Origin of the sequence: Sinorhizobium kostiense (assembly GCF_017874595.1) — a bacterium.
Taxonomy (GTDB): domain Bacteria; phylum Pseudomonadota; class Alphaproteobacteria; order Rhizobiales; family Rhizobiaceae; genus Sinorhizobium; species Sinorhizobium kostiense.
The window spans coordinates 429,032-454,142 of record NZ_JAGILA010000003.1; the positions used below are offsets into that span (position 1 = coordinate 429,032).

20 protein-coding genes are annotated in these 25,111 nt (G+C 60.6%); 15 read left to right on the plus strand and 5 right to left on the minus strand.

What is annotated here, in order from left to right; all coding sequences use genetic code 11:
• Positions 1–22: 22 nt before the first annotated feature.
• The gene (locus tag J2Z31_RS14730; RefSeq protein WP_084617851.1) at positions 23–1,324 is read right to left on the minus strand and encodes an NAD(P)/FAD-dependent oxidoreductase; all 1,302 of its coding nucleotides are present in this window, start codon (positions 1,322–1,324) and stop codon (positions 23–25) included.
• Positions 1,325–1,345: 21 nt separating this feature from the next.
• Positions 1,346–1,543: a tautomerase family protein gene (locus J2Z31_RS14735; RefSeq protein ID WP_028002821.1), complete on the minus strand. Its 198-nt coding sequence runs from the start codon at positions 1,541–1,543 to the stop codon at positions 1,346–1,348.
• A 140-nt stretch (positions 1,544–1,683) separates the two neighbouring features.
• Here J2Z31_RS14735 and J2Z31_RS14740 point away from each other — a divergent pair, with 140 nt between their 5' ends.
• A complete protein-coding gene (locus J2Z31_RS14740) occupies positions 1,684–2,475 on the plus strand; it encodes a shikimate dehydrogenase family protein (RefSeq protein ID WP_033058299.1) in 792 nt (263 codons plus the stop codon).
• Positions 2,476–2,478: 3 nt separating this feature from the next.
• Here J2Z31_RS14740 and J2Z31_RS14745 read toward each other — a convergent pair whose 3' ends face one another.
• Complete coding sequence (locus J2Z31_RS14745; RefSeq protein WP_028002823.1) at positions 2,479–3,225, minus strand: GntR family transcriptional regulator; 747 nt, start codon at positions 3,223–3,225, stop codon at positions 2,479–2,481.
• A 529-nt stretch (positions 3,226–3,754) separates the two neighbouring features.
• On the minus strand, positions 3,755–4,486 hold the full coding sequence (locus J2Z31_RS29805; RefSeq protein ID WP_028002824.1) for a FadR/GntR family transcriptional regulator: 732 nt from the start codon (positions 4,484–4,486) through the stop codon (positions 3,755–3,757).
• Between the two features lie 491 nt (positions 4,487–4,977).
• Between J2Z31_RS29805 and J2Z31_RS14755 the strand changes: the two genes are divergently transcribed.
• The 9 genes from J2Z31_RS14755 to J2Z31_RS14795 all read left to right on the plus strand — a co-directional run bounded on the left by J2Z31_RS14755 (position 4,978) and on the right by J2Z31_RS14795 (position 15,749).
• Positions 4,978–5,727, plus strand: coding sequence for an SDR family NAD(P)-dependent oxidoreductase (locus J2Z31_RS14755; RefSeq protein WP_028002825.1), 750 nt, complete (start codon positions 4,978–4,980; stop codon positions 5,725–5,727).
• Entirely contained in the window at positions 5,720–6,466 is a 747-nt protein-coding gene (locus J2Z31_RS14760) for an SDR family oxidoreductase (protein WP_028002826.1), read from the plus strand. Before J2Z31_RS14755 ends, J2Z31_RS14760 begins: the two co-directional genes overlap by 8 nt.
• Positions 6,467–6,551: 85 nt before the next feature.
• A complete protein-coding gene (locus J2Z31_RS14765; protein ID WP_028002827.1) occupies positions 6,552–8,228 on the plus strand; it encodes a thiamine pyrophosphate-binding protein in 1,677 nt (558 codons plus the stop codon).
• Entirely contained in the window at positions 8,225–10,303 is a 2,079-nt protein-coding gene (locus tag J2Z31_RS14770; RefSeq protein WP_028002828.1) for a hydantoinase/oxoprolinase family protein, read from the plus strand. The genes J2Z31_RS14765 and J2Z31_RS14770 overlap by 4 nt, the downstream gene beginning before the upstream one ends.
• Positions 10,304–10,306: 3 nt before the next feature.
• The gene (locus tag J2Z31_RS14775; RefSeq protein ID WP_028002829.1) at positions 10,307–11,926 is read left to right on the plus strand and encodes a hydantoinase B/oxoprolinase family protein; all 1,620 of its coding nucleotides are present in this window, start codon (positions 10,307–10,309) and stop codon (positions 11,924–11,926) included.
• Complete coding sequence (locus tag J2Z31_RS14780; RefSeq protein ID WP_028002830.1) at positions 11,923–13,128, plus strand: pyridoxal phosphate-dependent aminotransferase; 1,206 nt, start codon at positions 11,923–11,925, stop codon at positions 13,126–13,128. The genes J2Z31_RS14775 and J2Z31_RS14780 overlap by 4 nt, the downstream gene beginning before the upstream one ends.
• Positions 13,129–13,139: 11 nt before the next feature.
• Positions 13,140–13,958, plus strand: coding sequence for an NAD-dependent epimerase/dehydratase family protein (locus J2Z31_RS14785; RefSeq protein ID WP_028002831.1), 819 nt, complete (start codon positions 13,140–13,142; stop codon positions 13,956–13,958).
• Entirely contained in the window at positions 13,955–15,160 is a 1,206-nt protein-coding gene (locus tag J2Z31_RS14790; protein WP_033058303.1) for an NAD(P)/FAD-dependent oxidoreductase, read from the plus strand. Before J2Z31_RS14785 ends, J2Z31_RS14790 begins: the two co-directional genes overlap by 4 nt.
• A gap of 295 nt (positions 15,161–15,455) precedes the next feature.
• The gene (locus tag J2Z31_RS14795) at positions 15,456–15,749 is read left to right on the plus strand and encodes a hypothetical protein (RefSeq protein WP_209602398.1); all 294 of its coding nucleotides are present in this window, start codon (positions 15,456–15,458) and stop codon (positions 15,747–15,749) included.
• A 315-nt stretch (positions 15,750–16,064) separates the two neighbouring features.
• On the opposite strand, the gene acnA is transcribed toward J2Z31_RS14795, so the two are convergent.
• Complete coding sequence (acnA, locus tag J2Z31_RS14800) at positions 16,065–18,641, minus strand: aconitate hydratase AcnA (RefSeq protein ID WP_028002834.1); 2,577 nt, start codon at positions 18,639–18,641, stop codon at positions 16,065–16,067.
• Between the two features lie 162 nt (positions 18,642–18,803).
• On the opposite strand from acnA, the gene J2Z31_RS14805 reads away from it, so the two are divergent.
• From J2Z31_RS14805 to J2Z31_RS14825, 5 genes are all read left to right on the plus strand, one after another.
• Positions 18,804–19,754: a GntR family transcriptional regulator gene (locus J2Z31_RS14805; RefSeq protein WP_234939444.1), complete on the plus strand. Its 951-nt coding sequence runs from the start codon at positions 18,804–18,806 to the stop codon at positions 19,752–19,754.
• A gap of 87 nt (positions 19,755–19,841) precedes the next feature.
• On the plus strand, positions 19,842–20,936 hold the full coding sequence (locus J2Z31_RS14810; protein WP_028002836.1) for an isocitrate/isopropylmalate dehydrogenase family protein: 1,095 nt from the start codon (positions 19,842–19,844) through the stop codon (positions 20,934–20,936).
• Positions 20,937–21,054: 118 nt separating this feature from the next.
• Positions 21,055–22,161 (plus strand): ABC transporter substrate-binding protein, encoded by a 1,107-nt coding sequence (locus tag J2Z31_RS14815; RefSeq protein ID WP_028002837.1) that lies wholly within the window; start codon positions 21,055–21,057, stop codon positions 22,159–22,161.
• Positions 22,162–22,224: 63 nt separating this feature from the next.
• Positions 22,225–23,985 carry an ABC transporter permease gene (locus J2Z31_RS14820; RefSeq protein WP_028002838.1) on the plus strand — a complete coding sequence of 587 codons (1,761 nt, stop codon included), beginning with the start codon at positions 22,225–22,227 and terminating at the stop codon, positions 23,983–23,985.
• Complete coding sequence (locus J2Z31_RS14825) at positions 23,978–25,054, plus strand: ABC transporter ATP-binding protein (protein WP_028002839.1); 1,077 nt, start codon at positions 23,978–23,980, stop codon at positions 25,052–25,054. Before J2Z31_RS14820 ends, J2Z31_RS14825 begins: the two co-directional genes overlap by 8 nt.
• The last annotated feature ends 57 nt before the right edge of the window (positions 25,055–25,111 follow it).

A 25,111-nucleotide genomic window follows, 5' to 3' on the forward strand; every position in this document is an offset into this window, starting at 1 on the left:
TTCGACGACGGCGGCAGCCCGATCAGTAGGGAGGGTATCGAATAGGATCGTTGCCCTCTTCCGACTTGGCAACATTCGACTTCCACCAGAACCGTGTTGCCCGGTATGGAGCGAGGTCCAAAGTCGGCCTGCGATCTGCGACGAGATCGGCAACCAATCTTCCGGTCGTCGCTCCGAGCGTCATACCGACTTGGCCATGCCCGAATGCCATGACGACATTATCGTGATGAGGCGCCTTATCGATGACCGGCATGGTATCAGGCATAAAGGGGCGGGGTCCCATCCACTGCTTGCCGCCGGAAGTGTCCAATCCAGGAAGAACGGATTTCGCCTTCTCGGCAATGATATTGGCGCGTTCGAAATTAGGCTTTGGATTAAGCCCGGCGACCTCGATCGTGCCGCCGATTCGCAATCCGGTTTCCATGGGTGTCAGCACGAAGCCGCCATTGGCATAGAGCACAGCGTGATTGACGGTCACATTCGGATTGGGCAGCTGATGATGGTAGCCTTGCAAGGCCGCCAGGGGCACCCGTACGCCGATGTCGCGCGCAAGCTTGCCGCTCCAGGCGCCGGCTGCCAGAACGACCCGTTTCACACTGACCTGATCGCCGCTCGAAAGGCGAATTGCGATCACCTTGCCGGCCTTGGCGACGAGACCGGACACAGAGGCGGTTCTCAGCGTGCCGCCGCGCGAAAGGAAGAATTCCGCCAGCTTGTTACGCACGATGCCGGGATCGGAGAATTGCAGCCACTGCTCGAGAAGCAGACCGCAGGTGATCGGTCCCGAAAGCGCTGGCTCAATTGCCTGAAGGTCCTTCTTATCGAGGAAGCGGTGGCGGAAACCCTTCTGAGTCCTGAGATTCCAAGTGAAGCTGTCGCCCTCGATATCGGCCTTCGAATTGAAGGCCATGATATTCGGCTTGTTTACAAGCTTGTCGGAAAGACCGGCAGCGTCGAGCAGGGCACGATAGTCCTGTTCGGCCCGCGACAGGAGCGGGGTCATGCCTGCGACGATGTCCAGCACCTTGGCTCGCCTGCCAGACCAGAGAAAGCGCAGGAGCCAGGGCATCTGGGTGATCATGTCCTTGGGCCGCACGAACAGCGGGCTTTTCGGATCCGACAGCCACTTGGGGACCTTCGGCAGGATGCCAGGCTTAGAAATCGGCACGATTTCGCCCACTGCCAGCAGGCCGCAATTGCCGTAGCTTGCCGCCTCGGTTTCAAGGCCTCGATCCACCAACTCGACGCTGTAGCCTTCATCCTGCAGCGCAATGGCCGAACATACGCCGACGATGCCGCCGCCGACTATCGTTATGTCACTCACCGATAAGCCTTCCCAATCTGGTCACTTCGCTCGGGTTTTCGCGTCGATCATGACGCCGTTCTTCGCCCAACTGCTGCGTTCGTATTCGTTAAAGACGATCTGCACGTCGTCCTCCGCGCATTTGGCGATCCGCGCGAGCTCTCGCGTGAAGACGTCCGCGATTTCGGCCTTCTGCTCATATGTGCGGCCCGCAAGCATGTCGACGTGTACAACAGGCATGAAAAACTCCCTGGTCGGATATGTTCTTGAGATGTCGCAGCAAATATTGCATATCTAATGTCGACATTCCATAGACAGTATGCAAAAAAGTTGGCTGGGGAAACGTCCACGCGTTCGCGGCAGATTTGAGAGGCACATCGATGATGATTTCCGGTACCACGAAGATCTTTTACATGCTGGCGCACCCGATCGGCCATGTCCGCACGCCGGAGGTCATCAATCCACTTTTTGCCGAGCGCGGCATCGACGCCGTCATGGTGCCTGTGCACTTCATGCCCGAAGACTTCGCGACCGGCTGGGAGGCTATCAAAAGAACGCGCAATCTTGGCGGTCTCGTCGTCAGCGTCCCGCACAAGGAGCAGGCGTATGCGCTTTCAGAGGAGGTCGAGGCCGCGGCCGAGGAACTGGGCGCTGCGAATGTCATCCGGCGTGACCCGGATGGCCGGATGATTGCCACCAATATGGACGGCCTCGGATTTCTGCGTGGAGTGCTGAACAACGGGCAGGACGCCAGGGACCGCGACGTGCTGCTCGTCGGGGCCGGCGGCGCCGGCAAGGCGATCGCCTTCGCCCTCGCGCGAAGCGGCTGCAAGTCCATCCGGATCAGCGATGTCGATCTCGGTCGAGCCGAGCTGCTGGCTGAGGATGTGGCAGCCCGCTACCGCGGCCTGTCGGTCACTGCTTCCGATGCTGATCTTGACGGTGCCGACATGCTCGTCAACGCCACGCCGTGCGGCTTGCATCCCGAGACCGATCCGCTGCCGGTCGACATTTCCCAATTGCGGCCGGACATTCTCGTCGCCGACATTATCATGAAGCCCCGCGAGACACCGTTGTTGAAGGCGGCAATCGCTCGTGGCTGCCAGGTCCGGTATGGCGCAGGCATGCTTGATTCGCAGATCGCGTTGATGGTGTCCTACTTCGGCTACTAGCGATTAGCCTGCTTGTGCCGCGTAGTTGAGCGTAAGCTTGGCTGTGAGATTCCTGTTCAAGAAATCCATGAAGCGGCCCCTAAACTGGACTGCATGCAGATGGGCCTCATGTTCGGCCCGGTCGGCGTCGCGCTTCTCAATCGCATCGATCATGGCGCGATGCGCCGCGGCCATGTCGTCCAGTGTCAGGTTGGGGTCCAGAGATTGATACTGGAAATGGAAGAACAGCAACCGTCTGCCTTCCTGCAGCAGTCGCCGGTAGGAATCCGCGAAATAGGAGTTCCGGCAGGCTGCAGCAATCGCCATATGAAACTCGAAGTTCTTTTCGATCATGCCGATGGAATCGCCTGTGCGTATGGCATTGCTCGCTTCCTGCTCGTATCCTTTTTGGGCGTTCTGAATCTTAATGAGATCGGCAGGCGTGCGGTGAAGCGCGGCAAACCGCGTCACCACCCGCTGCATCAAGTCCAGCGCGTCGAGGAACTCCGGCATCTTATCGAACTCCATAGGTGTCACGATGATGCTGCGGTTTGGTAGGATTTGCACCAGCCCCTCGGTGGAGAGCCGCACGAGCGCCTCTCGAATAGGTGAGCGGGAAAGCTTGAATCGCTGGCTAAGGCTGACTTCATCGAGCGAAGTTCCTGGGGCGATGAGGACGCGAAGAATGTCGTCTCGAAGCTTCTTATAAACGCGTGCACTGCCGGTTTCCTTCACACCGCTCACATTTTCAACTTTCTGCGCTTTTTCCAATTCATTTTCCCAGGATTATATAGAAGTGGGGGTCAGGACGCCTTGTTCTCTGACGTTGACGAATGGCCGTACCGTCTCAAAAGACGCCGCTGACAATATTGCCTGTTGTATGAACAATTGTCGACAGGGAATTACGCGCCCGTCCAAACGTTTAGGACGATAGCTCGAACGTCAAAGGCCGCGCACCGCTAGGCCGATTTGCCGCGAGGCTCAAGCCCCCGCGGCAATCGTGCGCATCCGCAATTCAGAAGATGTTTCAGCGGTGCAAAGCAGCTAATTCGGTCGCGACAACAACATCATTATCAATCCCGCCGAACCTGGAAAAACAGGGGGTAATGCCGATGCGATGCAGGTTCGATTGTTGCCGCCGAGCTGATTGAACTCGATCCAAAGTGCATCGAGGACAGCGCGGATAGATGCAGGCCTGGATTCGACTCGTGGAGCATCGACATCCGACAATGATTCTGCCGCCATTTGAACGCTCCTATCCGTCCAAGCTAAAGCTGGCTATTTGTCTTGTCCATGGATGCTAGTCGGCGCTTTCCACGATTTGCGGCTCGTCCAGCATCGCCCGATACCTGTTGAGGCTCTCTTCAAGATGGGCCGCCAAAGCATTCTTCGCGGCCTTGGGGTCGCCCTGGGTGATGGCTGCGAAAATCGCGGCATGCTCCTTATTAATCTTTTTTAGATAGGTCTGGTAAGTCCGCGCCGATTGGCGATGCTTCATCACGAGATCGAAGCTGATTTCACTGAACACCGCCTGGAGAAATTGCGGGAAGTGCGGATTGCGCGTTGCCCGGGCGATGGCCAGGTGAAATTCGAAATCGGCCCGCGCCTCCAACTCGACGTCATCGCTCTCCAGATTATCGAGATAGTCGAACGCCCGAGCGATATCGGCGAGCGCCTCCGGGGTGCGCCGCGCGGCGGCGAGCGCCACGGATTGCATCTCCACACCGAGGCGCAGTTCCAAAATCTCCATTGCCGAACGGATATCCTCGATCCGGCTGATCTCGAAATTGAGCGCCTTGGAATCGCGCTCCGTAACGTAGACGCCGTCACCCTGGCGAGACGTGACCCTGCCAGCGACCCTGAGTGAGGTGAGAGCTTCCCGGATCACAGTCCGGCTTACGCCAAACTCTTCGCATAGCTGCGCGCTCGAAGGTATCTTCTCACCGGGTGGGTAAATCCCGGAATCTATGCGGCTCGTGAGCTGGGCTACGACAATTTCGGCGAGGTTGCCGCGTTGAGTTATGACCGACACGAATTCTCCTATGACACCCATACGAATTCAACACATATCACATATCATTCCACACGGCCACGGTCGTTGCAGATGCGAGATCGTTCAGGAGCCACCGAATGACGAAGGCGCCGACCGGCAAACTTCTGGGTTTGAGACCGGCACGTAATGTCGCGAGCGGTTAGGCGTCGTCGTCGCGGCTCATTTCGTCTGGCAACTCATCGTGTGGACCCGTCTGCACAGCTCAAGGCACACAAAGGCTGGGGCCACGCGGAGGCCCTGAAAAGGCCTGCCACCGGTCCCTCGCCGAGGCGACGGTTGTCCGCGCCGTGCAATGAAGGAAGAAGCCGCGCTCGTGTGTTGGGCCTGTTGGATGGCCAATCCATGTCTAGGACGAGCGGCGTTAGCCATTCTTGCGGACGAAAAAACGCTTGTTTCGCTGAAAGAATTTATCATATAAGTGATAACATACCAATTTAAATCACATGCAATCCGGTAGCGCGAGGTCAGACATGCAGCAACAGACCGTTATTATTGTCGGTGGAGCTTCGGGGCTGGGGATGACGACAGCCAAACTGATGGCGCAGCGCGGTGCGGCCAAGATCGGCCTGATCGACCGCAACGAGGCGCTTCTGGCAAATTCATCCGCCACTATCAGGGAGCTCGGCGTCGAGGTGGCGACAGCCGTTGCGGATATCTCCCGAGCCGAGACCGCGCATCGCGGCTTCGACGACATTGTGAGCAAGCTCGGCCGGATTCATGCGCTCGTGAACAGTGCGGCCATCTATCCGCGCAGGCCGATCCTCGAAATCACCGACGAAGAGTGGGACCTCGAGAACGCCATCAACGTGAAGGGGACCTATCACATGATGGTAGCGGCGGTTCGGCACATGCGCGGTTTCGTGAACCCGCCCGAAATCGCCGGCCGCATCGTCAATGTCACCTCCGTGGATGCGTTCAAGGCGCATCCGCAGAACGCCCACTACGCAGCCACCAAGGCCGCGGTCGTGAGCCTGACCAAGTCCTTCGCGCAGGAATGCGCTGCCGACGGCATTCTGGTGAACTCCGTGGCGCCGGCCGGCTTTGCCACCGACCGCGCCAAAGAGCTCGGCTTCCTTCCCGAGCTTGCCAAGGCAAGCGCCCTGGGCCGCGCGGCCGAACCGGTCGAGATGGCCGAGTGGATCGTCATGATGGCGAGCAGCCGCAATACCTACGCCACCGGCGAGAACGTGGTGATCAGCGGAGGCTACATCTATGTCTGACGGCATGGCTTACAGAACGGCCGTCGTCACCGGGGCGACGAGCGGAATAGGCCGCGCGACCGTGCTCAAGCTCCGGCAGATGGGGCTTGATGTCTACGCGATCGGCCGCGATGTCGCCGCGCTCCAGGAGCTGGCTTCATCATCCGGCGCGAAAGCCGTCCAGGCGGATGTGCGCGACAAGGCTGCGCTGGCTGCCAGGTTTGCGGATATCGAGGTAGACATACTCATAAACAATGCCGGCATCCTGTCGACCCGCGCCCTGTTCCACGAGATCGATCCCGCCGAAATCGATGCGATGATCGATGTCAATCTCAAGGCTCCTATGCATCTCACCCGCGCCGTCCTTCCCGGGATGGTCGCTCGCAAAAAGGGACACTTGATCTTCATCGGTTCGACCGGCGGCCAGGCGCCTTATCCTTCCATGAGCGCCTATGGGGCGTCCAAGGCCGGGCTCAGCCTGTTTTGCGACGATCTACGCTGCGATCTCCTCGGCACGTCGATACGGGTGACGGAGATCGTGCCCGGTCGCGTGCAGACGGATCTCTACCGCACGGCCATTGCCGATAATCAGGCGCAGGCCGTTCTCTATGACGGTTACAGGCCTATCCAGCCGGAGCACATCGCGACCGTCATCGCTAACGCCATAGAGCTGCCGGTTTTTGTCGACGTCGCTCGGGTCGAGGTCTTGCCGACCGACCAGGCCGCGGGTGGCGGTCAGATGGTCAAGTTCGAACAATAGTCGCTGACGCCGTCGGCCCCCGGGCCTACTTGGGACATATTTGTCTTCCGGTGCCGACGCGTCTAGAGAGACCAAGGAAACCAGTATGAAACGGAATGGAGGAACGCTCCTCGTCGATAGCTTGATCGGGCTCGGTGCGACGAAGAGTTTCGGTGTGCCAGGCGAAAGCTATCTCGCGGTCCTAGATGCACTGCACGACACACGCGGGCGCCTCGACTATGTTCTGTGCCGCAACGAAGGCGGGGCGGCGTTCATGGCGGCGGCCTATGGCAAGTTGACGGGGCAGCCCGGTATCTGCTTCGTCACGCGCGGGCCGGGCGCCACCAATGCCTCGATAGGTGTGCACACCGCCATGCAGGACTCAGTTCCGATGCTGCTGTTCGTAGGCCAGGTCGGACGCGACATGCGGGGCCGTGAAGCCTTCCAGGAGGTCGACTACCGGGCGGCTTTCGGCACGGTTGCGAAATGGGCCGTCGAGATCGATAATGCCGACCGGATTCCCGAGATCCTGTCCCGTGCCTGGACCATGGCCGTCACCGGACGTCCCGGACCTGTCGTCATTGCCCTGCCGGAAGACATGCTCACTTCAGTGACCGATGCCGAGCCTCTCTCGGGTCCGCTCGACATATCGGAGCCGGCGCCATCGGCCGTCGCGATGGCGCGGCTTCGCGAAATGCTCGGCAGTGCCGAGCGCCCCGTAATCCTCTACGGTGGCTGCAACTGGAAACCGGGTGCGATGGCGCTCGTGCAGCAATTCGCCGAGGCCTCCGATATTCCCGTGGTCGCGGTGTTCCGCTACCAGGACCAATATGACAACAATTCACCGACCTTTTGCGGCGAAGCCGGTGTCGGCATGGTCGAGTCCGTCAAGAGGATTCTCAAAGATGCCGATGTCATTCTCGCGATCAACAATCGGTTCGGCGAAAATTCCACGGACGGCTACACTCTCTTCGACGTGCCAAGCCCGAAGCAGGCCATCATCCATGTCCACGGTTCTGACCTCGAGATCGGCAAGGTCTATCGTCCTTCACTCGGCATCCAGGCCGGGCCGAACGCCTTTGCCGAGGCATTGGGCGATCTGGCGCCAGTCACGGGGGCGTGGTCGGAATGGCGCAAGCGTGGCCGCGATGCTTATGTGAACGGTTTCGAACTCGGCGATCTGCCGTCACCCGTCGACATGGGCAAGGTCACCGTGCTGCTCAACGACGTCCTGCCGGACGACGTGGTTCTCACCAACGGCGCGGGCAATTTCACCGTCTGGCCGAACAAGTTCTTCAAGTTCGGCCGGAACGCGCGCCTGCTGGCGCCGCAGTCCGGCGCCATGGGCTATGGTGTTCCTGCGGCGATTGCCGCCAAGGTGGCGCATCCCGACCGCACGGTCGTCTGCTTCGCCGGCGACGGTGACTTTCAGATGAACTGCCAGGAGCTCGCGACCGCGCTGCAGGCCAATGCGCAGCCGATCATCCTGCTCCTTAACAACGGCATCTATGGCACCATCCGTGCGCACCAGGAGCGGCACTACCCGGCGCGTGTCTCCGGCACGACCATGGTCAATCCCGATTTCGTGGCGCTCGCGAAAGCCTATGGCTTCCATGCCGAGCGTGTCGAAAGCACCGCGGATTTCGCCGCGGCATTCGAGCGTGCCCGTGTCTCTAGGACCGGAGCCCTGCTCGACCTCGCCATCTCTCCGGAGGCACTGACGCCACGCCGGACGCTCAGCCAGATGCGTCAGGCCGCTCTCGCTGCAAAGGAACCCGCATGACATCGCGTCACCAAATCCGTCTGGGCGCCGATATCGGTGGCACCTTTACCGACATCGCACTCGACGTCAGAGGTAAGCTCTATTCAACAAAAGTGCTGACCAATTATGCCGCGCCGGAGCAGGCCATCCTCGACGGCATCGAGATTGTTGTCGGGGATGCCGGCATTGCACCGGGTGACATCGACATCGTCATCCATGGCACCACGCTTGCGACCAATGCGCTGATCGAGCGTCGTGGCGCCCGGACGGCGCTGGTCACCACAGAGGGCTTCCGGGACGTGCTCGAAATGCGGACAGAGAACCGCTTCGAGCAATACGACCTCGGCCTCGTGCTGCCCCGGCCCCTCATCCCGCGAGAGGACCGTTTCGTCGTCAAGGGTCGCATCGACGCGCAGGGGCGAGAACTCCAGCCGCTCGATGAGGCTGCGCTCGAAGCGATCGCCGACACTATTTCCGGAGGCAGTTTCGGCGCCATCGCCATCGGCTTCATTCACTCCTACATGAACCCGGCACATGAGCAGCGGGCGCGGGAAATCCTGTCGCGCAAACTCTCCATGCCGATTTCGATCTCGTCGGAAGTGTCGCCGCAGATGCGGGAGTTCGAGCGGTTCAATACGGTTTGCGCCAACGCCTATGTGCGGCCGCAGATGGCCGACTATCTTTCACGCCTGCAAGTGCGGCTCAAGGAGATGGGCGCGCAATGCCCAGTCTTCATGATTCATTCCGGTGGCGGCCTCATTTCGGTCGAGACCGCGGCCGAGTTCCCGGTGCGGCTTGTCGAATCTGGCCCCGCTGGTGGCGCGATCTTCGCCGCCGACATCGCCCGCCGCTTTGACCTGAACCGCGTCGTGTCCTACGACATGGGTGGCACAACGGCGAAAGTCTGCCTCATCGAGGATTTCGAGCCGCAGACCGCGCGAACCTTCGAGGTTGCCCGCACATATCGCTTCTGCAAGGGGTCGGGGATGCCGATATCGATTCCCGTCATCGAGATGATCGAGATCGGCGCCGGCGGCGGTTCGATCGCCTGGGTGGATGCCATGGGACGCATTCAAGCGGGGCCGGAATCGGCCGCTTCCGAGCCGGGTCCGGCCTGCTACCAGCGTGGCGGCGAACATCCGGCCATTACCGATGCCGACCTGGTGCTCGGCAAGCTCGATCCGGACAATTTCGCCGGCGGCAAGATCAAGCTCTCGGTCGACAATGCCAAGGCTGCGATCTCGCGCGACGTCGGCGACAAGCTCAAGCTCGCACCACAGGCGGCGGCCTTCGGTATCGTCGAGGTCGTCGACGAGAACATGGCCAATGCCGCACGCGTACATGCGGTCGAGCATGGCAAGAACATTTCTGACAATACGATGATCGCCTTCGGCGGCGCAGCTCCGCTGCATGCTGCGCGCCTGTGCGAAAAGCTCGGCGTCGATCGCTGCCTTATCCCGCAGGGCGCCGGCGTCGGCTCGGCGATCGGCTTTCTCAAAGCGCCGTTCGGCTACGAAGCGCTTGCCTCCAAGATTGTCAGCTTGTCGAAATTCGACGCGGCGTCGATCAACACGATGCTCGACCAGCTGAAGGCAACCGCCGAAGGCTTCGTGCAGGCGGGCACCGAGGGTGTGTTCACCCGCGAAGTGACGGCCTTCATGCGCTATGCCGGTCAGGGCTGGGAAATCCCGGTTCCGATGCCCGATGGCGCTTTCGTCGACGCCGATAAGGCCGCGATCAAGAAGGCATTCAAAGAGCGCTACGCACTGTTCTTCGGCCGCGCGGTGGAGGGTCCGGAAGTGGAATTCGTGACTTGGTCGGTCAAGGCGCAGGATATTCGTCCCGAAGGCGAGAAGTTCGCTCTCGAGGCCAGCGGCCGGCCCGCATCCGGTCACGCCACGCGCAGCGTCTTTGATCCGGCCTCCGGCAAGGAGCTGGAAACTGCGATCGTACCGCGCGACACGCTCGCAGCCGGCGACCGGATCTCCGGTCCCGCCGTCATCGTCGAGAGCGAAACCTCAACCGTCGTCACTTCGCCATTCGATGCAGTGATCCAGGCGGACGGCACCATCCTGCTCGTGCGGAAAGGGCTCTGATCCATGGGCGACATCAATGAAATCCGCATGCAGGTCATGTGGAACCGCCTGATCTCGGTGGTCGAGGAACAGGCCTTGACCCTGCTCAGGACCGCCTTCTCCACCTCGGTGCGTGAGGCGGGCGATCTGTCAGCCGGCGTCTACAACGCCAAGGGCGAAATGCTGGCCCAGGCTGTGACTGGCACACCGGGCCACGTCAACACCATGGCAGAGGCCGTGCTGCATTTCATCGCCGAGATTCCACGCGAAGAAATGTACCCGGGCGATACCTATGTGACCAACGACCCTTGGAAAGGCACCGGTCATCTCCATGACATCACCATGGTCTCGCCGTCCTTCAAGGGCGACGAGCTGATCGGCTTCTTTGCCTGCACCGCCCATGTCGTAGATGTCGGCGGGCGCGGCTTCGGCGCCGACGGCAAGTCGGTTTATGAGGAAGGCATCCAGATCCCGATCATGAAATTCGCCGAACGCGGCGTGGTGAACAAGGATCTGTTGAAGATCCTCCGTCTCAACGTGCGCGAACCCGACCAGGTCATCGGCGACTTCTTCTCGCTTGCCGCCTGCAACGACGTCGGCCATCGCCGCCTGATCGAGATGCTGAACGAAGTCGGCTATGACAATCTCGACACGCTGGGCGATTTCATTCTGTCGCGCACCCATGCCGCGACCATGGAGCGCATCGCAGGATTGCCGAAGGGGTCGTGGTCGAACGAGATGCTGACCGATGGTTATGACGAGCCGGTCAAGCTCGCTGCAAAGGTCACGATCACCAATGACGGCGTCAATGTCGATTTCGCCGGCAGCGCGGCGGTAAGCCGCTGGGGCATAAACGTACCTCTGATCTATACCAAAGCCTATGCCTGCTATGCACTGAAATGCGTCGTCGCGCCTGACATCCCAAACAATGCGGCTTCGCTCGCTGTATTCAATGTGTCCTCGCCCAGCAATATCCTCAATGCCGGGCGTCCGGCGCCGGTCTCCGTGCGCCATGTCATCGGCCACATGGTTCCGGACGTTGTCCTCGGCGCCCTGGCCAAGGCGCTTCCCGGTCAGATCCTTGCGGAAGGCGCGGCCGCGCTCTGGAACGTGCATATTTCCGTGCGTCCGGTCACCGGTGAACCCGGCGGCCGAGCCGAGGTGCTGATGTTCAATTCGGGCGGCATGGGCGCGCGACCCGATCTCGACGGCCTGTCATCGACCGCGTTCCCCTCGGGCGTCCACACGATGCCGATCGAGGCAACGGAACATACCGGCCCGATCGTTATCTGGCGCAAGGAGCTTCGCCCGGATTCCGGCGGTGACGGCAAGTATCGCGGTGGCCTCGGCCAGGTGATCGAAATCGCCCCCGCCGAGGGCCACGAATTCGATTTCTCGGCCATGTTCGACCGCATCTCCACGCCGGCACGAGGTCGTGCCGGCGGTAGGGATGGCGCACCGGGCTCGGCCACGCTCGACGACGGCACCAAGCTGCGTCCCAAGGGGTGGCAGCACGTGCCCGCAGGCCGCAGGGTGAAGCTCGAACTGCCGGGCGGTGGCGGCTTCGGCGATCCGGCCGAACGCGCGCCCGAAGCCCGGGCCGAAGATCTGTCCAAGGGATATGTTACGGAGAAGAAGTCGTGACCTATATTGCTAGCCGACTGTCGGCGGTGAAGCCGTCGGCCTCCATGGCCGTTTCCCAGGCAGCGAAGGAGCTTGCCGCGACCGGTATCGATGTCATCGATCTCGGGCTTGGCGAGCCGGATTTTGCCGCACCCGCCCATATCACCAAGGCTGCGTTCGAGGCCGCCAGCCGGGAGCGTATGCTCTACACGGCGTCGCTGGGAACGCCGGATCTGCGCAAGGCGATTGCGGCCAAGTTCAAGCGCGAAAACGGCCTCGATTATGCGCTCGACCAGATCGCCGTGGCCAATGGCGCCAAGCAGATCATCTTCAATGCGCTGATGGCGACAGTGGAGGAGGGCGACGAGATCCTGCTTCCCGCGCCCTATTTCGTGTCCTATCCCGAAATGGCGAAGTTGTTCGGGGGCGTCCCGGTGACGCCGGAATGCCTGGCTGAGGCGGGCTTCCGGCTGACGCCAGAGGTCCTCGAAGCAGCGATCACCGGCAAAACGCGCTGGCTTTTCCTCAACATGCCTGGCAATCCCTCGGGTGCGGTCTATTCCAAGGAACAGCTCCAAGCGCTCGGCGCGGTGCTGGCGAAACACCCGCAGGTCCTGATCCTGTCCGACGAGATCTACGAGCACATCATCTTCGACGGCCGGACATTCGTCTCCTTCGGCGCGGCCTGCCCGGAACTGCTCGAACGCACACTGGTGGTCAACGGCGTTTCAAAAGCTTATGCCATGACCGGATGGCGCGTCGGCTATGCCGCCGGCCCGAAGGACCTCATCAAGGCGATGGCGACTATCCAGAGCCAGTCCTGCACATCCGTAAGCGCGCCCGCCCAAATCGCTGCCAAAGCTGCGCTCGAAGGGCCGCAGGACGAGGTATCGACGTTCTGCGCCGCCTTCGAACGCCGCCGAAATCTTGTCGTCGAGGGCATATCGAGGATCGATGCGCTCACACTCGATCCCCCGGAAGGTGCGTTCTACGCGTATATAGGTTGTGCTGCGCTGATCGGTGCCGTCACCTCCTCCGGCCAAACACTTGCCGACGACGTCGCGGTGGCCAAGTATCTTCTCGATGAAGGTCATGTGGCGGCGGTGCCGGGCACAGCCTATGGCCTCTCGCCGTTCTTCCGCATTTCCACGGCAACATCGGAAGAGGTTTTGATCGAGGCAGTGACGCGCATCGGCCGCGCCGTTGCCAAGCTCAAGAAGTGATGGACACGACAATGGCCAAGGATTTCAACAGCATTCTAATCACGGGCGCCGCCGGCCGCCTGGGAACCCAGCTCCGCAACGGGTTGGCGCATCTTGCCAGCGAGGTCCGCGTCGCCGACCGGGTCGAGATCTCCGATTTGGCGCCGCATGAACAAGATTTCGTCTTCGATCTCGCGGATGCCAAAGCGGTCGAATATGCAGTAAAAGGCGTCGACGCCATCGTCCATTTCGGTGGGGCGCCGCTCGAAACGGCGTGGAAGACGATCCTCGCGTCCAATATCGAGGGCAGCTACAATATCTACGAGGCGGCGCGTCGCCACGGCGTCAAGCGAGTCGTTTACGCCTCCTCCGTCCATGCCATCGGCTACCACAAGCTGACGGACAATATCGACGAGGCTGCCCCGGTGCGCCCGGACAGCCTTTACGGCGTCTCGAAATGTTTTGTCGAAGCGCTGGCGCAGTTCTATTGGGACAAGTTCGGTCTGGAAAGCGCCTGTCTGCGCATCTTCTCATCCTTCCCCGAACCGCCGGAGCGTCGCATGCTGTGGTCCTGGCTGTCGTTCGACGATTGCGTTCGGCTGGTGGAGGCGGCGCTGACTGCGCCGCATATCGGCTGCACCATCGCCTTCGGCCTGTCCGACAACAAGGTCTGCCCGGTCGACAATACCAATTGGGGCAGGCTGGGCTATCATCCCAGGGACAATACCGAATTCGCGCGCCAGAAAGTCGAGGCCGCCGTGCCGCGCCTCGACCCGCACGCGCCCGCAAGCCAGCATCTAGGCGGCTGGTTCGTCGACCTGCCGCACCCCGACGACGAGGCATCCAAATGAAGAATTCCTACGATGTCGTAGTCGTCGGCGGCGCTGTCATCGGCTCGGCCGTCGCCTATTATCTCTCCGCCAATCCGGATTTCGACGGCTCGATTCTCGTGGTCGAGAAGGACCCGACCTATGCGAAGGCGTCGACTTCCCTGTCGTCGTCTTCAATCCGGACGCAATTCTCCAATCCGATCAATGTCAGGATCAGCCAGTATGGTTCCGAGGTCATTCGCAACTTCGCCGACATGATGCAGGTGGGCGACGATCGCCCGGATCTCGGTTTTCAACCTGGCGGCTATCTCTTTCTTGCCAACAGGCCGCAGCAAGTGCAGACGCTCCGCGAAAACCATGCGGCGCAGATATCCTGTGGCGCCGACGTTTTGCTTCTCAACCGGGATGAACTCGCCAACGCGTTTCCGCATCTCAATGTCGCCGATATCGAGCTCGCATCCTACGGCCGGTCCGGCGAGGGCTGGTTCAACAATACCGGCCTGATGTACGGCTTCCGCAACAAGGCGCGTTCGCTCGGTGTGGACTATATTACCGATGAGGTCGTAGGCGTGGGGCGCCGAGGAAACCGCGTGACCTCCGTTGCCCTGAAGTCGGGTACGACCGTCGGTGCCGGCACGATCGTGAACTGCTCAGGTCCGCGCGCGGCATTGACGGCGCGCATGGCGGGCCTCGATATCCCGGTGGAGCCGCGCAAGCGCACATTGTTTGTCTTCGATTGCGCCGATACACCGGAAGGCACGGCCAACATCAACGATGGCCGACTGCCGCTGATGATCGACCCGAGCGGTGTATTCTGCCGCCCGGAAGGCCGCTTTTTCCTGACGGGCTGCCCACCCGTCGAGGACCCAACTGCAGACTGGGACGATTTCGAACCGCGCTATGAAGAATTCGAAGAGATCATCTGGCCGGCACTCGCCGAACGCTCGCCGAAATTCGAGGCGATCAAGGTCGTCAATCAATGGGCAGGTCATTACGATTACAACACTCTTGACCAAAATCTGGTCGTCGGCCGCCATCCTGACGTGCGCAACTTCGTCTTCGCAAATGGCTTTTCGGGCCACGGTTTGCAGCAGGGACCGGCCACCGGCCGAGGTGTGTCCGAACTTATCATTTATGACGAGTATCGAACCCTCGATTTGACGGACGTCGGGTACGAGAGAGTCCTCAGCAATCGACCTTTTATCGAAAGGGCCGTCATATAATGCCAGCGGCGCCGGATGCGGCCAGCCGAATGTGGGGGTGCGGTAATTCTCTTGATAGTCGGCTACGGTACCCATGGTGATGCGCTCATGAGCTCATTGCGCGGCCGGTGCCGCGTCAGTCGACAGGAGCTACGGCACTAGCTTGATTGTCATATCCGACAGGATTCCTTCTGAGCTGCGTCCTACTCTTCTACAGTCGACAGCGATTACCGAAGCAGTTGCATTCCCAGTGCCGCAGCTCTTCTTTGGTAGAAAGACGCTACAATGTGATAAACGCAATTCAAAAGACAATGACATGCACATCGACCTGATCGAGGCGTCGGAGGCCGACCTGACGACGCTCCAGAATCTTATGCAGCTGTATACTCATGATTTTTCGGAATTCTGGGCGGGCACGCAGCGTGGAGAACTTTGTGGCGACGGGCGGTTCCCTGACTATCCGATTCATCGGTATTTCGAACGTGCCGATTGGCGTGCATACCTGTTCAAGACGGCCGACGTCCTCGTCGGCTTCGCACTTGTTAACGACGAGACCCATTCAACTTTGCATGCCGATCATTCAATCGCAGAGTTCTTCGTAGTGCGATAGCATCGGGGGCATGGCCTGGGTCGATTGGCGGCGCAACGATTGTTTGAGCAACAGTGCGGATCATGGGAAGTGGCTGTTGCTCGCAAGAATACGCTTGCATTAAGATTTTGGCGGGCAGCGATTTTCGGATGCAAATCTGTATTGAACGTATCCGAACTCGATTCGCGCACGCCCAATTGGGACGGTCCAATCATCCGTTTTGAGGTACTTGATGCAGCGATAGAATGCCGGTGAGCCGTCTTGCTTTCGGAAAAAAGGTCCTCGGCCGACGACCAATGAGCTCTTGTCCGACACCGTGTAGTTTTTGGACTTGGCCTACGCTGCCAAGTTACGATCGAGAATAAGCGGAATCATCCCTCCCCTTAGAAGCGTTTCCGCTTCCTGCTCCGTTTCCACTGCTGCACGCCCGGTCAGTTCCGCGGTTGCGGCAGCGACATAGCGTAGCAAAATCCTGACGTCGCAGCGCGGACGGATGCGCGTGGCCTCAATTTCGATGAGATCCAGTGCCGAGAGCGAGGGCATCGAGTTTTCGATCACGATCGGTAAAATGCCCATGCCGATCAGATTGGTGCGATGGATGCGCTCGAAGCTTCTCGCAATGACGGCGCGCACGCCCAGCAATGCGACGCCTTTGGCTGCCCAATCGCGTGATGAACCGGCTCCATATCGCTCTCCGGCCACGATGACGACGGACCGGCCTTCCTGCCGGTAGCGTTGGGCGACCTCCCATAGCGGACCTTCCTCCATTGAAGGCGCATGCACGGTCCTTGAGGCTGGTTCCCCGCCAAGCAGGAGGTTGGCGGCAGTCCGATTGTCGAAGAGACCGCGAACCATGGCCTGCCAATTCCCTCGCCGGGCCGCGTAGACATTGAGATCGTTTGGCCGGTCGCCGGCAGCAACAAGATGACGCCCGGCATAGCTTTCGGCACTGATCTGGCCGGCGGGAGAGATGTGATCGGTAGTCATGTCGTCGCCAAGCACGAGCAGCGGATGGGCCGCATAGGTTCCGAGTCGATTGGCTGAGCTCACGGCAGCGAAAGGCGGGCGCCGGATATAGGTCGAGTTTTCATCCCACGGGAAGGTTGGAGATGAGGACGCATCGAGGGCCAGCCATGCCTCGTTCTTCGCCGCATCGTCAAAGGCTTGGCCAAAATCTTCGCGCTTTGAGAAGTCTCGCAAACTAGCATCGATCTCCTCATCGGACGGGAGGAGATCGCGAAGGCGGACGGCAGATCCGTCCGCGGTGTCCGCGACTTTCAAACTTAGCGGATCTCGACAGAATTTTCCGATCATCGAGAGGGCGACGACGTGCGGCGGCGAGGCGAGAAAGCCGAACTGCAAGCTCGGATGCACCCGCCCTGGAAAGTTGCGATTGCCCGAGAGGAGGGCGGCGGCAACCGTGCCGTTGGCGATTGCCTCGGCCATGTCCGGCTGGAGTGGCCCCGAGTTGCCGATGCAGGTGGTGCAGCCGTGACCCACGATGCCGAAGCCGATGGCCTCCAGGTCCACCAGCAGACCGCTCCGTTTCAGGAAGAGTTCGGCGGATGGCGAGCCCGGCGCCAATGATGTCTTGACCCATGAAGGCGGGCGAAGACCGAGCCCGTTTGCCTTACGGGCGACAAGACCGGCGGCGGCCAGGAGACGCTGGTCGGAGGTGTTGGTGCAGCTTGTAATGGCCGCAATCGCAATCGCGCCGTCCGGAATGCCTTTGAAACCTTCGCCAAGCGGCCTGCCAACTGCCGCCTCCAAGGCAGATACAGCTTCAGTCAGCCCCAGCTTGTCTTGCGGGCGCTGCGGCCCGGCTAAAAGGGCACGCACATTGCCGAGATCGAGTTCGATGACCCCGGTGTAGCGAGGCTCGGCTTCCGGATCGAACCAGAGGCCCATCACACGCGCGGCACGTTCGACCAGCGAGCAATGTTCAGCCGCTCGACCTGTTTGCCGCAGATATTCGATCGTCCGACCGTCGATTGGAAAATAACCGGTTGATGCGCCATATTCGGGCGCCATGTTGGCTACGACGGCGCGGTCTCCGCCTGAGAGCGTTGCGACACCCGGCCCGAAGAATTCGACGAACTCTCCTGAGACGTTGTGACGCCGCAGGAGGTGCGTAACTTCCAGCGCCAAGTCCGTTGACAGCACGCCGGGAGGAAGCCGTCCGGTCAGGCGCACACCGACGACATCCGGAAGCCGTATCGTGACGGGGAAACCAAAGAAGACGCTTTCCGCCTCCAGACCGCCCACACCCCAGCCAAGAACGCCGATACCGTTTATCATTGGCGTGTGGCTGTCGGTTCCGATAAGTGTGTCCGGCGTGGCCCAGGTCTCGCCGTTCCGGTCTTCGAGGCGGATGACGGTCGCCAATTGCTCGAGATTGAGCGTGTGCATGATCCCGGTGCCCGGTGGATGCACGGTCACACCCGGAAGAGCGGTCGTCGCCCATTTCATCAGGCGATAGCGCTCGCTGTTGCGCTCCATCTCGCGCTGCATGTTGAAGGCACGAGAGCGGGGCTGTCCATGCATGTCGACGCCGATACTGTGATCGACGGATACGTCAACCGGCAGAACCGGCGTGAGGCTCTTGGGATCGCCGCCGGCTTCGGCGATGGCGTCGCGCATGGCAGCAATGTCGACCAATGCGGGCACGCAGGTCGTGTCATGCATGAGGACACGCGAGGGATGGAAGGCGATCTCGGTCTCGCTCGTGCCGCTGACAAGCCAGCCCCGCAAGGCAGTAATCATGGACGGCAGGCGATCGGCGTCTCTTCTGGCGACGTTTTCCAGCAGGATTCGATGGATGTAGGGGAGGCTCGCGAAATCGCCGCCGAAGATACCGGAGAGATCGAGCGCTTTGACGATTCCGTATGGGGTCGCTAGCTGAAGAAAGCTCATGTGTTCTCCATAGAATGAATTTTAATATTCAAAAAGCCAAAAATGGCGCGGTGTCAATGGAGGTTATGCCGCTTTTTGGCTTTTCTAGCAGTCAGATATGCAAATTGTTTCGCTCGAATTGTTCCCTTTGTCGCCGTCATGGATTAACCTGCGGCGACATCGTTGTTTCATACGGGGTTGATCGAGATGCGCTCCAGCCAACTGGCACAAACCATTGCCAATGAAATCACCCTGCTCGTCACTTCGGGAGAGTTGTCGGTCGGCGACCACCTGAAGACGCAACAGCTTGCAGACCGCTTTGGCGTCTCCCGCTCGCCAGTGCGGGAAGCGATGGACATGCTGGCTGCGCAAGGTCTTCTCGAGCAGAAGGAAAACAGGGGCTTCTTTGTCAAGGAGGTCACCGACAGCATCGCCGAACGCGTTCGCGAGGATGCGGAGCCATTCGAGGTGGCCAATGACTACCAGCGTCTTGCAGAAGACTGGCTCACCGACCGGATACCGGCCGAAGTTACCGAGCAGATGCTGAGAGAGCGCTACGATCTGACGAAATCGCAGGTCAATGATGTCCTGATGCGTGCGTCTCGTGAGGGATGGGCCGAGCGCAAGCAGGGTTACGGCTGGCGCTTCCTGCCGGTCGCCAAGACGCCCGAGGCTTTCGAGCAGATCTACCGCTTCCGTATGCTGATCGAGCCGGCCGCGATGCTGGAACCCGAGTTCCGGCTGGATCGGAAGATCATCGAGGAGCAACGCCGCATTCAGTTGCGCATGCTGGAGACCGATATTGAACGGCTGCCGGCGGAACGGCTTCTCCACAACGGCGCGCTCTTCCATGAAGAGCTGATCAAGATGTCGAACAATCCGTTTTTCCACCTCTCGCTCGTGCGCGTGAACCGGATGCGGCGTCTGCTCGAATATCGCTCCCGTGTCGACCGCAGCCGCACTGTGCGGCAGTGCCAGGAACATCTCGAAATTCTTGATCTTCTCGAGCGCGGCGAGGTCGTCGAGGCTTCTTACGCCATGCGCCGGCACCTCGGCGGTGCCCTCTCCAAGAAATCGCCGGTGACCTGGTCCTGGTCGCACCAGGCGCATGAAAAAGAGCTGCTCGGAAAATAGCCATTGCATTTTCAGATTTAAAAAGCCAATAATCTGCCCGTGACGTTGCGCGGCCTGTCGGTCGTTGCCTCATGGGAGATTTGTCAGATGAAAATATTCGTGACGCCGTGTGATGGGATCGGTCCCGAAATCACCGCGGCAACAATGGAGGTCATGAAGGCCACGGACGCGGCTTTCGATCTGGGCCTCGAATACCATTTCGAGGACACGGGCTTCACGAGCCTGGAAAAACATGGTTCGACTCTCCGGGACGAGACGATCGAGCTTGCCCGCACCTTCGACGGCATCATTCTCGGTCCCCAGTCGCACATGGACTATCCGCCCCGTGACAAGGGCGGCGTGAACGTCTCGGCCGGCTTCCGTGTCAAGCTCGATCTCTACGCCAATGTCCGCCCGGCACGCTCCCGTCCGTTCCTGAACGACGCCAAGAAGATGGACCTCGTCATCATGCGCGAGGCGACCGAGGGCTTTTACCCCGACCGCAACATGTATGCCGGCACGGGTGAATTCATGCCGACGCCGGACGTCGCGCTGTCTGTCCGGAAGATCACGGCTTCGGCTTGTGAGCGTATCGCCCGCCAGGCCTTTCTCCTTGCCATGAAGCGCAACAAGAAGGTTACCGCGGTCCACAAGGCGAACAATTTCATCCTGACGGACGGCCTGTTCCTCAAGCAGGTGCGCAAGGTCGCAGCCGAATTCCCCGAGGTCACACTCAACGAGTTCATCATCGACGCCATGGCGGCGCATCTGGTGCGCGACCCCTCGCGCTTCGACGTGATCGTCGCCACCAATTTCTATTCCGACATCCTTTCCGACCTCGCCAGCGAGCTCTCGGGAAGCTTGGGTCTTGCCGGCTCGATCAATGCCAATGCCGAAACCGGCCTTGTCTGCGCCCAAGCCCAGCACGGCTCGGCGCCGGACATCCAGAATAAAAATATCGCCAACCCGACATCGCTCATCCTCTCGGCGGCGATGATGCTGAGCTGGCTCGGCGAGCAGCGCGGCTTGCCACAATTCGAGGCAGCCGGCGCGGAAATCGAGCGCGCGGTCGACGAGGTGCTGGCGAATCCGGCGACGCGCACGCGCGATCTCGGTGGCACCACCAATACCGATGCCTTCGGCGCGGCTGTCGCCAAGGCAGTTCGAAACCGCGGCGGCGACCGGAAGGCGGCCAACGCCTAAGCCTTTGCACTTTGGGTATTATAAATCCAAAGTGCAAAATTGCAGGATGTGAGGGCGCGAGCCCTCGCGCACATGCCCGGAGGAGCAATGGAGCCGGGCGCATTTTGGGAGATCAGAAATGAACAGGCACATTACCGTCCGGTCGACAGCCTTCGCAGTCACCACGGCCATCATCACAGCATTTGCAGTCCCTGCACTGGCGCAGGACGTCCCTGCCGGCTACCCGGCCGATTATGCCGACTTGATCGCCAAGGCGAAGGAAGAGGGCACCGTCTCAGTCTACACGTCGACGGATGCAGCGCAGTCGCAAAAACTGCAGGACGGCTTCACCAAGAAATACGGGATCAAGATCGCCTATAACGATCTTGGGACCAACGGCACATATAATCAGGTGATTTCCGAAGCGGCGGCCGGGCAAACCACGGCCGACGTCGTCTGGAGCTCGGCGATGGATCTGCAGATGACTCTGGTCCAGGACGGTTATGGGGTCGAATATGCTTCGCCTGAAGCAGCGAAGTTGCCCGCCTGGGCGAACTACAAGAACACGCTTTATGCCACGACCGTAGAGCCGATCGGCGTGATCTACAACACCAAGGCGCTGTCGGAGGACAAGCTGCCGAAGACCTATGCTGAGATGATCACCTTCCTGAGGGACAACAAGGCGATGCTGCAGGGCAAGGTGGCGACTTTCGATCCTGAAAAGAGCGGCTCCGGCTTCCTTCATCACTCCAATGACGCGCGCAACCGCAAGGACTTTTGGGACCTCGCCAAGGCCATGGGCGAGGACGGTGCCAAGATCTATTCGAGTTCAGGCGGCATGAAGGAAACGGTCGTGTCCGGCGAGAACGTCATCGCGATCAACATCATCGGTTCCTACGCGCTCGATTGGGTAAAGGAGAGCCCGAACCTCGGTGTCCATTTCGCTAAGGATTATACGCCGGCTTTCTCGCGTCTGGCCTTGATCACCAAGGATGCTCCGCATTCGAACGCCGCAAAGCTCTTTGTCGACTACATGCTGTCGGCCGAGGGACAGGCGCTCCTGGCGGAAGGTGGCCTGCCGTCCGTCCGCGAAGACGTGACCGCCGGTCTCAACATCAAGACGCTCAATGAGCGTGTCGGTGGGGGCCTGAAGCCGATCGCCGTCGATGAAGGCGTGCTCGAATACATGGATCAGATGAAGCGCGTCCAGTTCCTCAACGACTGGAAGGCAGCGCTCGGCCGCTGATGCATCGCCGTCCGCGGCGCGATATCGCGCCGCGGCTCTGCTCCTTCATGCGAGAGGCAAGGAATGTCTACCCACGCTCAAGCACCGGCCGCAGTCGAGCTTTCAAAAGCCGCAGCCGAAAAGAAATATCCGGCGAGAATGCCCCGCCATGGCAATGCAAGCCTCTATAGGCGCATCGTTATCGGTCTGCTTGCAATCGCCGTTCTGGCGCCCGTCTGCCTGATCATATACCAGAGTTTCCTGACCGCCGCCTTTTTCAGCCCGCGTGCCAGGTTTGGTCTCGACGCCTATCGCTATGTCTTCTTCGACAAGAATTTTTATAAGGCGCTCGGCACGACGGCGATCTTCTCCTTCGGTATGGTCGCGATCGCCGTGCCGCTCGGTGGCCTGCTTGCCTTCCTGATCACCCGCACTGACATCAAGGCCAAGCGCCTGCTCGAAATCCTCGTGCTGGTGCCGATGTTCATTTCTTCCATCGTGCTCGCCTTCGGCTACACCGTTTCGGTCGGCCCGACGGGTTTCGTTTCACTTTTCATCCGTGATATCATCGGCGTCGTTCCCTGGAACATCTACAGCCTGCCCGGCATGATCCTGATCGCCGGCCTGAGCCATGTGCCGCATGTCTATCTCTATGTCTCCGCGGCGATGCGCAATCTTCCCTCCGATCTCGAGGAGGCCGCGCGCACGACCGGTGCCTCCGTCTGGCAGGTTTCGCGCGACGTGACCCTTCCCATGGTGCTGCCGGCTCTGATCTTCGCGGCGGCACTCAACGTCCTGCTCGGCTTCGAGACCTTCGGCATTCCGCTGGTGCTCGGCGACCCGAACGGCATCATGGTTCTCACCACCTATATCTATAAGCTCACCACCTTGTTCGGCACGCCGACCTATCAGCTGATGGCCGTAGTCGCCGTGGTGTTGGTGCTGATCACGCTTCCGCTCGTCTGGATGCAGCGCAAGCTGCTGCGCAATGCCCGCAAATATGCGGCGATGGGCGGAAAGGGTGCGCGCGTCTCCACTCTCAAGCTCGGCAAGAGCGGCCAGATCATCGCCCTTTCGATTATCGGGCTTTGGCTCTTCGTCTCCGTCGCCCTGCCGATCGGCGGCATCACGGTGCGTGCCTTCGTCGATGCCTGGGGTGAGGGCGTGAGCCTTTTCGACCAGCTGACGCTCGCAAATTTCAGCCGTATGCTGGAAGTCCCGAGCCTCTACAACGGCATCGTCAACACGATCCTTTTGTCGGTTGTCGGCGGCGCGGTCGCGGTTGCGATCTATCTGGCAGTCGGCCTTGCCGGCCATCGCAATTGGGGCATGTCGAACACGATCCTCGATTACATCGTGCTCTTGCCACGCGCTCTACCGGGCCTGGTCGTCGGTCTTGCCTTCTTCTGGGTCTTCTTGTTCGTGCCGTTCCTCACGCCGCTGCGGCCGACCCTGGTCAGCCTCTTCGTGGCCTACTTGGTCGTCGGCCTCTCCTATGGCCTCAGGTTGCTGCAAGGCACGCTCATACAGGTCGCGCCGGAACTTGAAGAGTCGGCGCGGACGACCGGGGCCACGATCGGCCGCACCTGGAAGGACGTGGTGATCCCGATCGTCCGTCCCGGCCTCGCCGGCGCCTGGGCGCTCATCATGATCATCTTCCTTCGCGAATATGCGACGGGTGTCTACCTCATGGGCGCCGGCACCGAGGTGATCGGCTCGCTGATGGTCTCGCTCCTGCAGACCGGCGCGATGAACACCATCGCCGCGCTCGCCCTCATCAGCATCGTATTGACGGGCGCAGGCCTCGCACTCGCCCTCCGTTTGGGAGCAAAAATCCATGACTGAACTCGTTGTCAGCAATGTCCAGAAATGGCTCGGCGGCCTGCAGATCCTCAAAGGCGCCTCGTTTACCGCCCAGCGCGGCTCGATCGTGGCGCTGCTCGGGGCGTCGGGCAGCGGCAAGACCACGCTTCTGCGCTGTGTCGCCGGGCTTGAACAGCCGGAAGTCGGTCAGATCGTCATCGGCGGCAAGACCGTTCTCGACGGCGAGAAGAAACTGGCGCTTCCGCCGGAGCAGCGCAATATCGGCCTCGTCTTCCAGTCCTATGCACTCTGGCCGCATCGGACCGTCAAGGAGAATGTCGGCTACGGGCTGAAACTGCGAAGCGTCGCGCCGGCCGACATCGAAAAGCGGGTGCAGGCGATCCTCGATCGCATGGGCCTCGGTCATCTGGCCGACCGTTTCCCGTCGCAGCTCTCCGGCGGGCAACAGCAGCGCGTCGCGATCTGCCGCGCGCTCGTCTATGAGCCGCGCGTACTGCTGCTCGACGAGCCGCTTTCCAACCTCGATGCCAAGCTGCGCGAGGAGGCACGCTACTGGATCCGCAAGCTCATTCTGGATCTTGAAATCTGTGCGATCCTCGTTACCCACGACCAAAGTGAGGCGCTGGCCGCCGCTGACAATATTCTCCTGCTGCAGGACGGTCGCATCGTCCAGCAAGGCGGACCGCAGGAGATCTATTCCAACCCGAACAGCTTTTATTCGGCCGACTTCCTCGGGGCCAACAATATCGTCAAGGCGAAGGTGAAGACGATCGATGGCAAGTGCGCCGTTATCGGCGGCGACAATTGGAGCCTCGATGGCACCATACGCGAGGCGTCCGGCTTGGCCGCCTCGCAGGATGCGCGGGCGGTCATCCGCGTGGAGCAGATCAGCGTCAGCGACCAGCCGCAATCAGGCGGGCTCGAGATGAATCTCGACGACAGCATCTATCTCGGGGACAGGTGGGAATATCGTCTGCGCCGTGGAGATTTTGTCGCCAAGGCGCACGGGGCCAAGCAACTGCAATCGGGAACCGTCTGGGCGCGCATTCCACCTGAAAGCGTCTGGGTGTTTTCGGCGGGCCAGCAGTAGCAAGGTCTCAAGCGGCGGCCGCCCTTCCTCCCGGGCGGCCGCCACCTCCTAACCAGG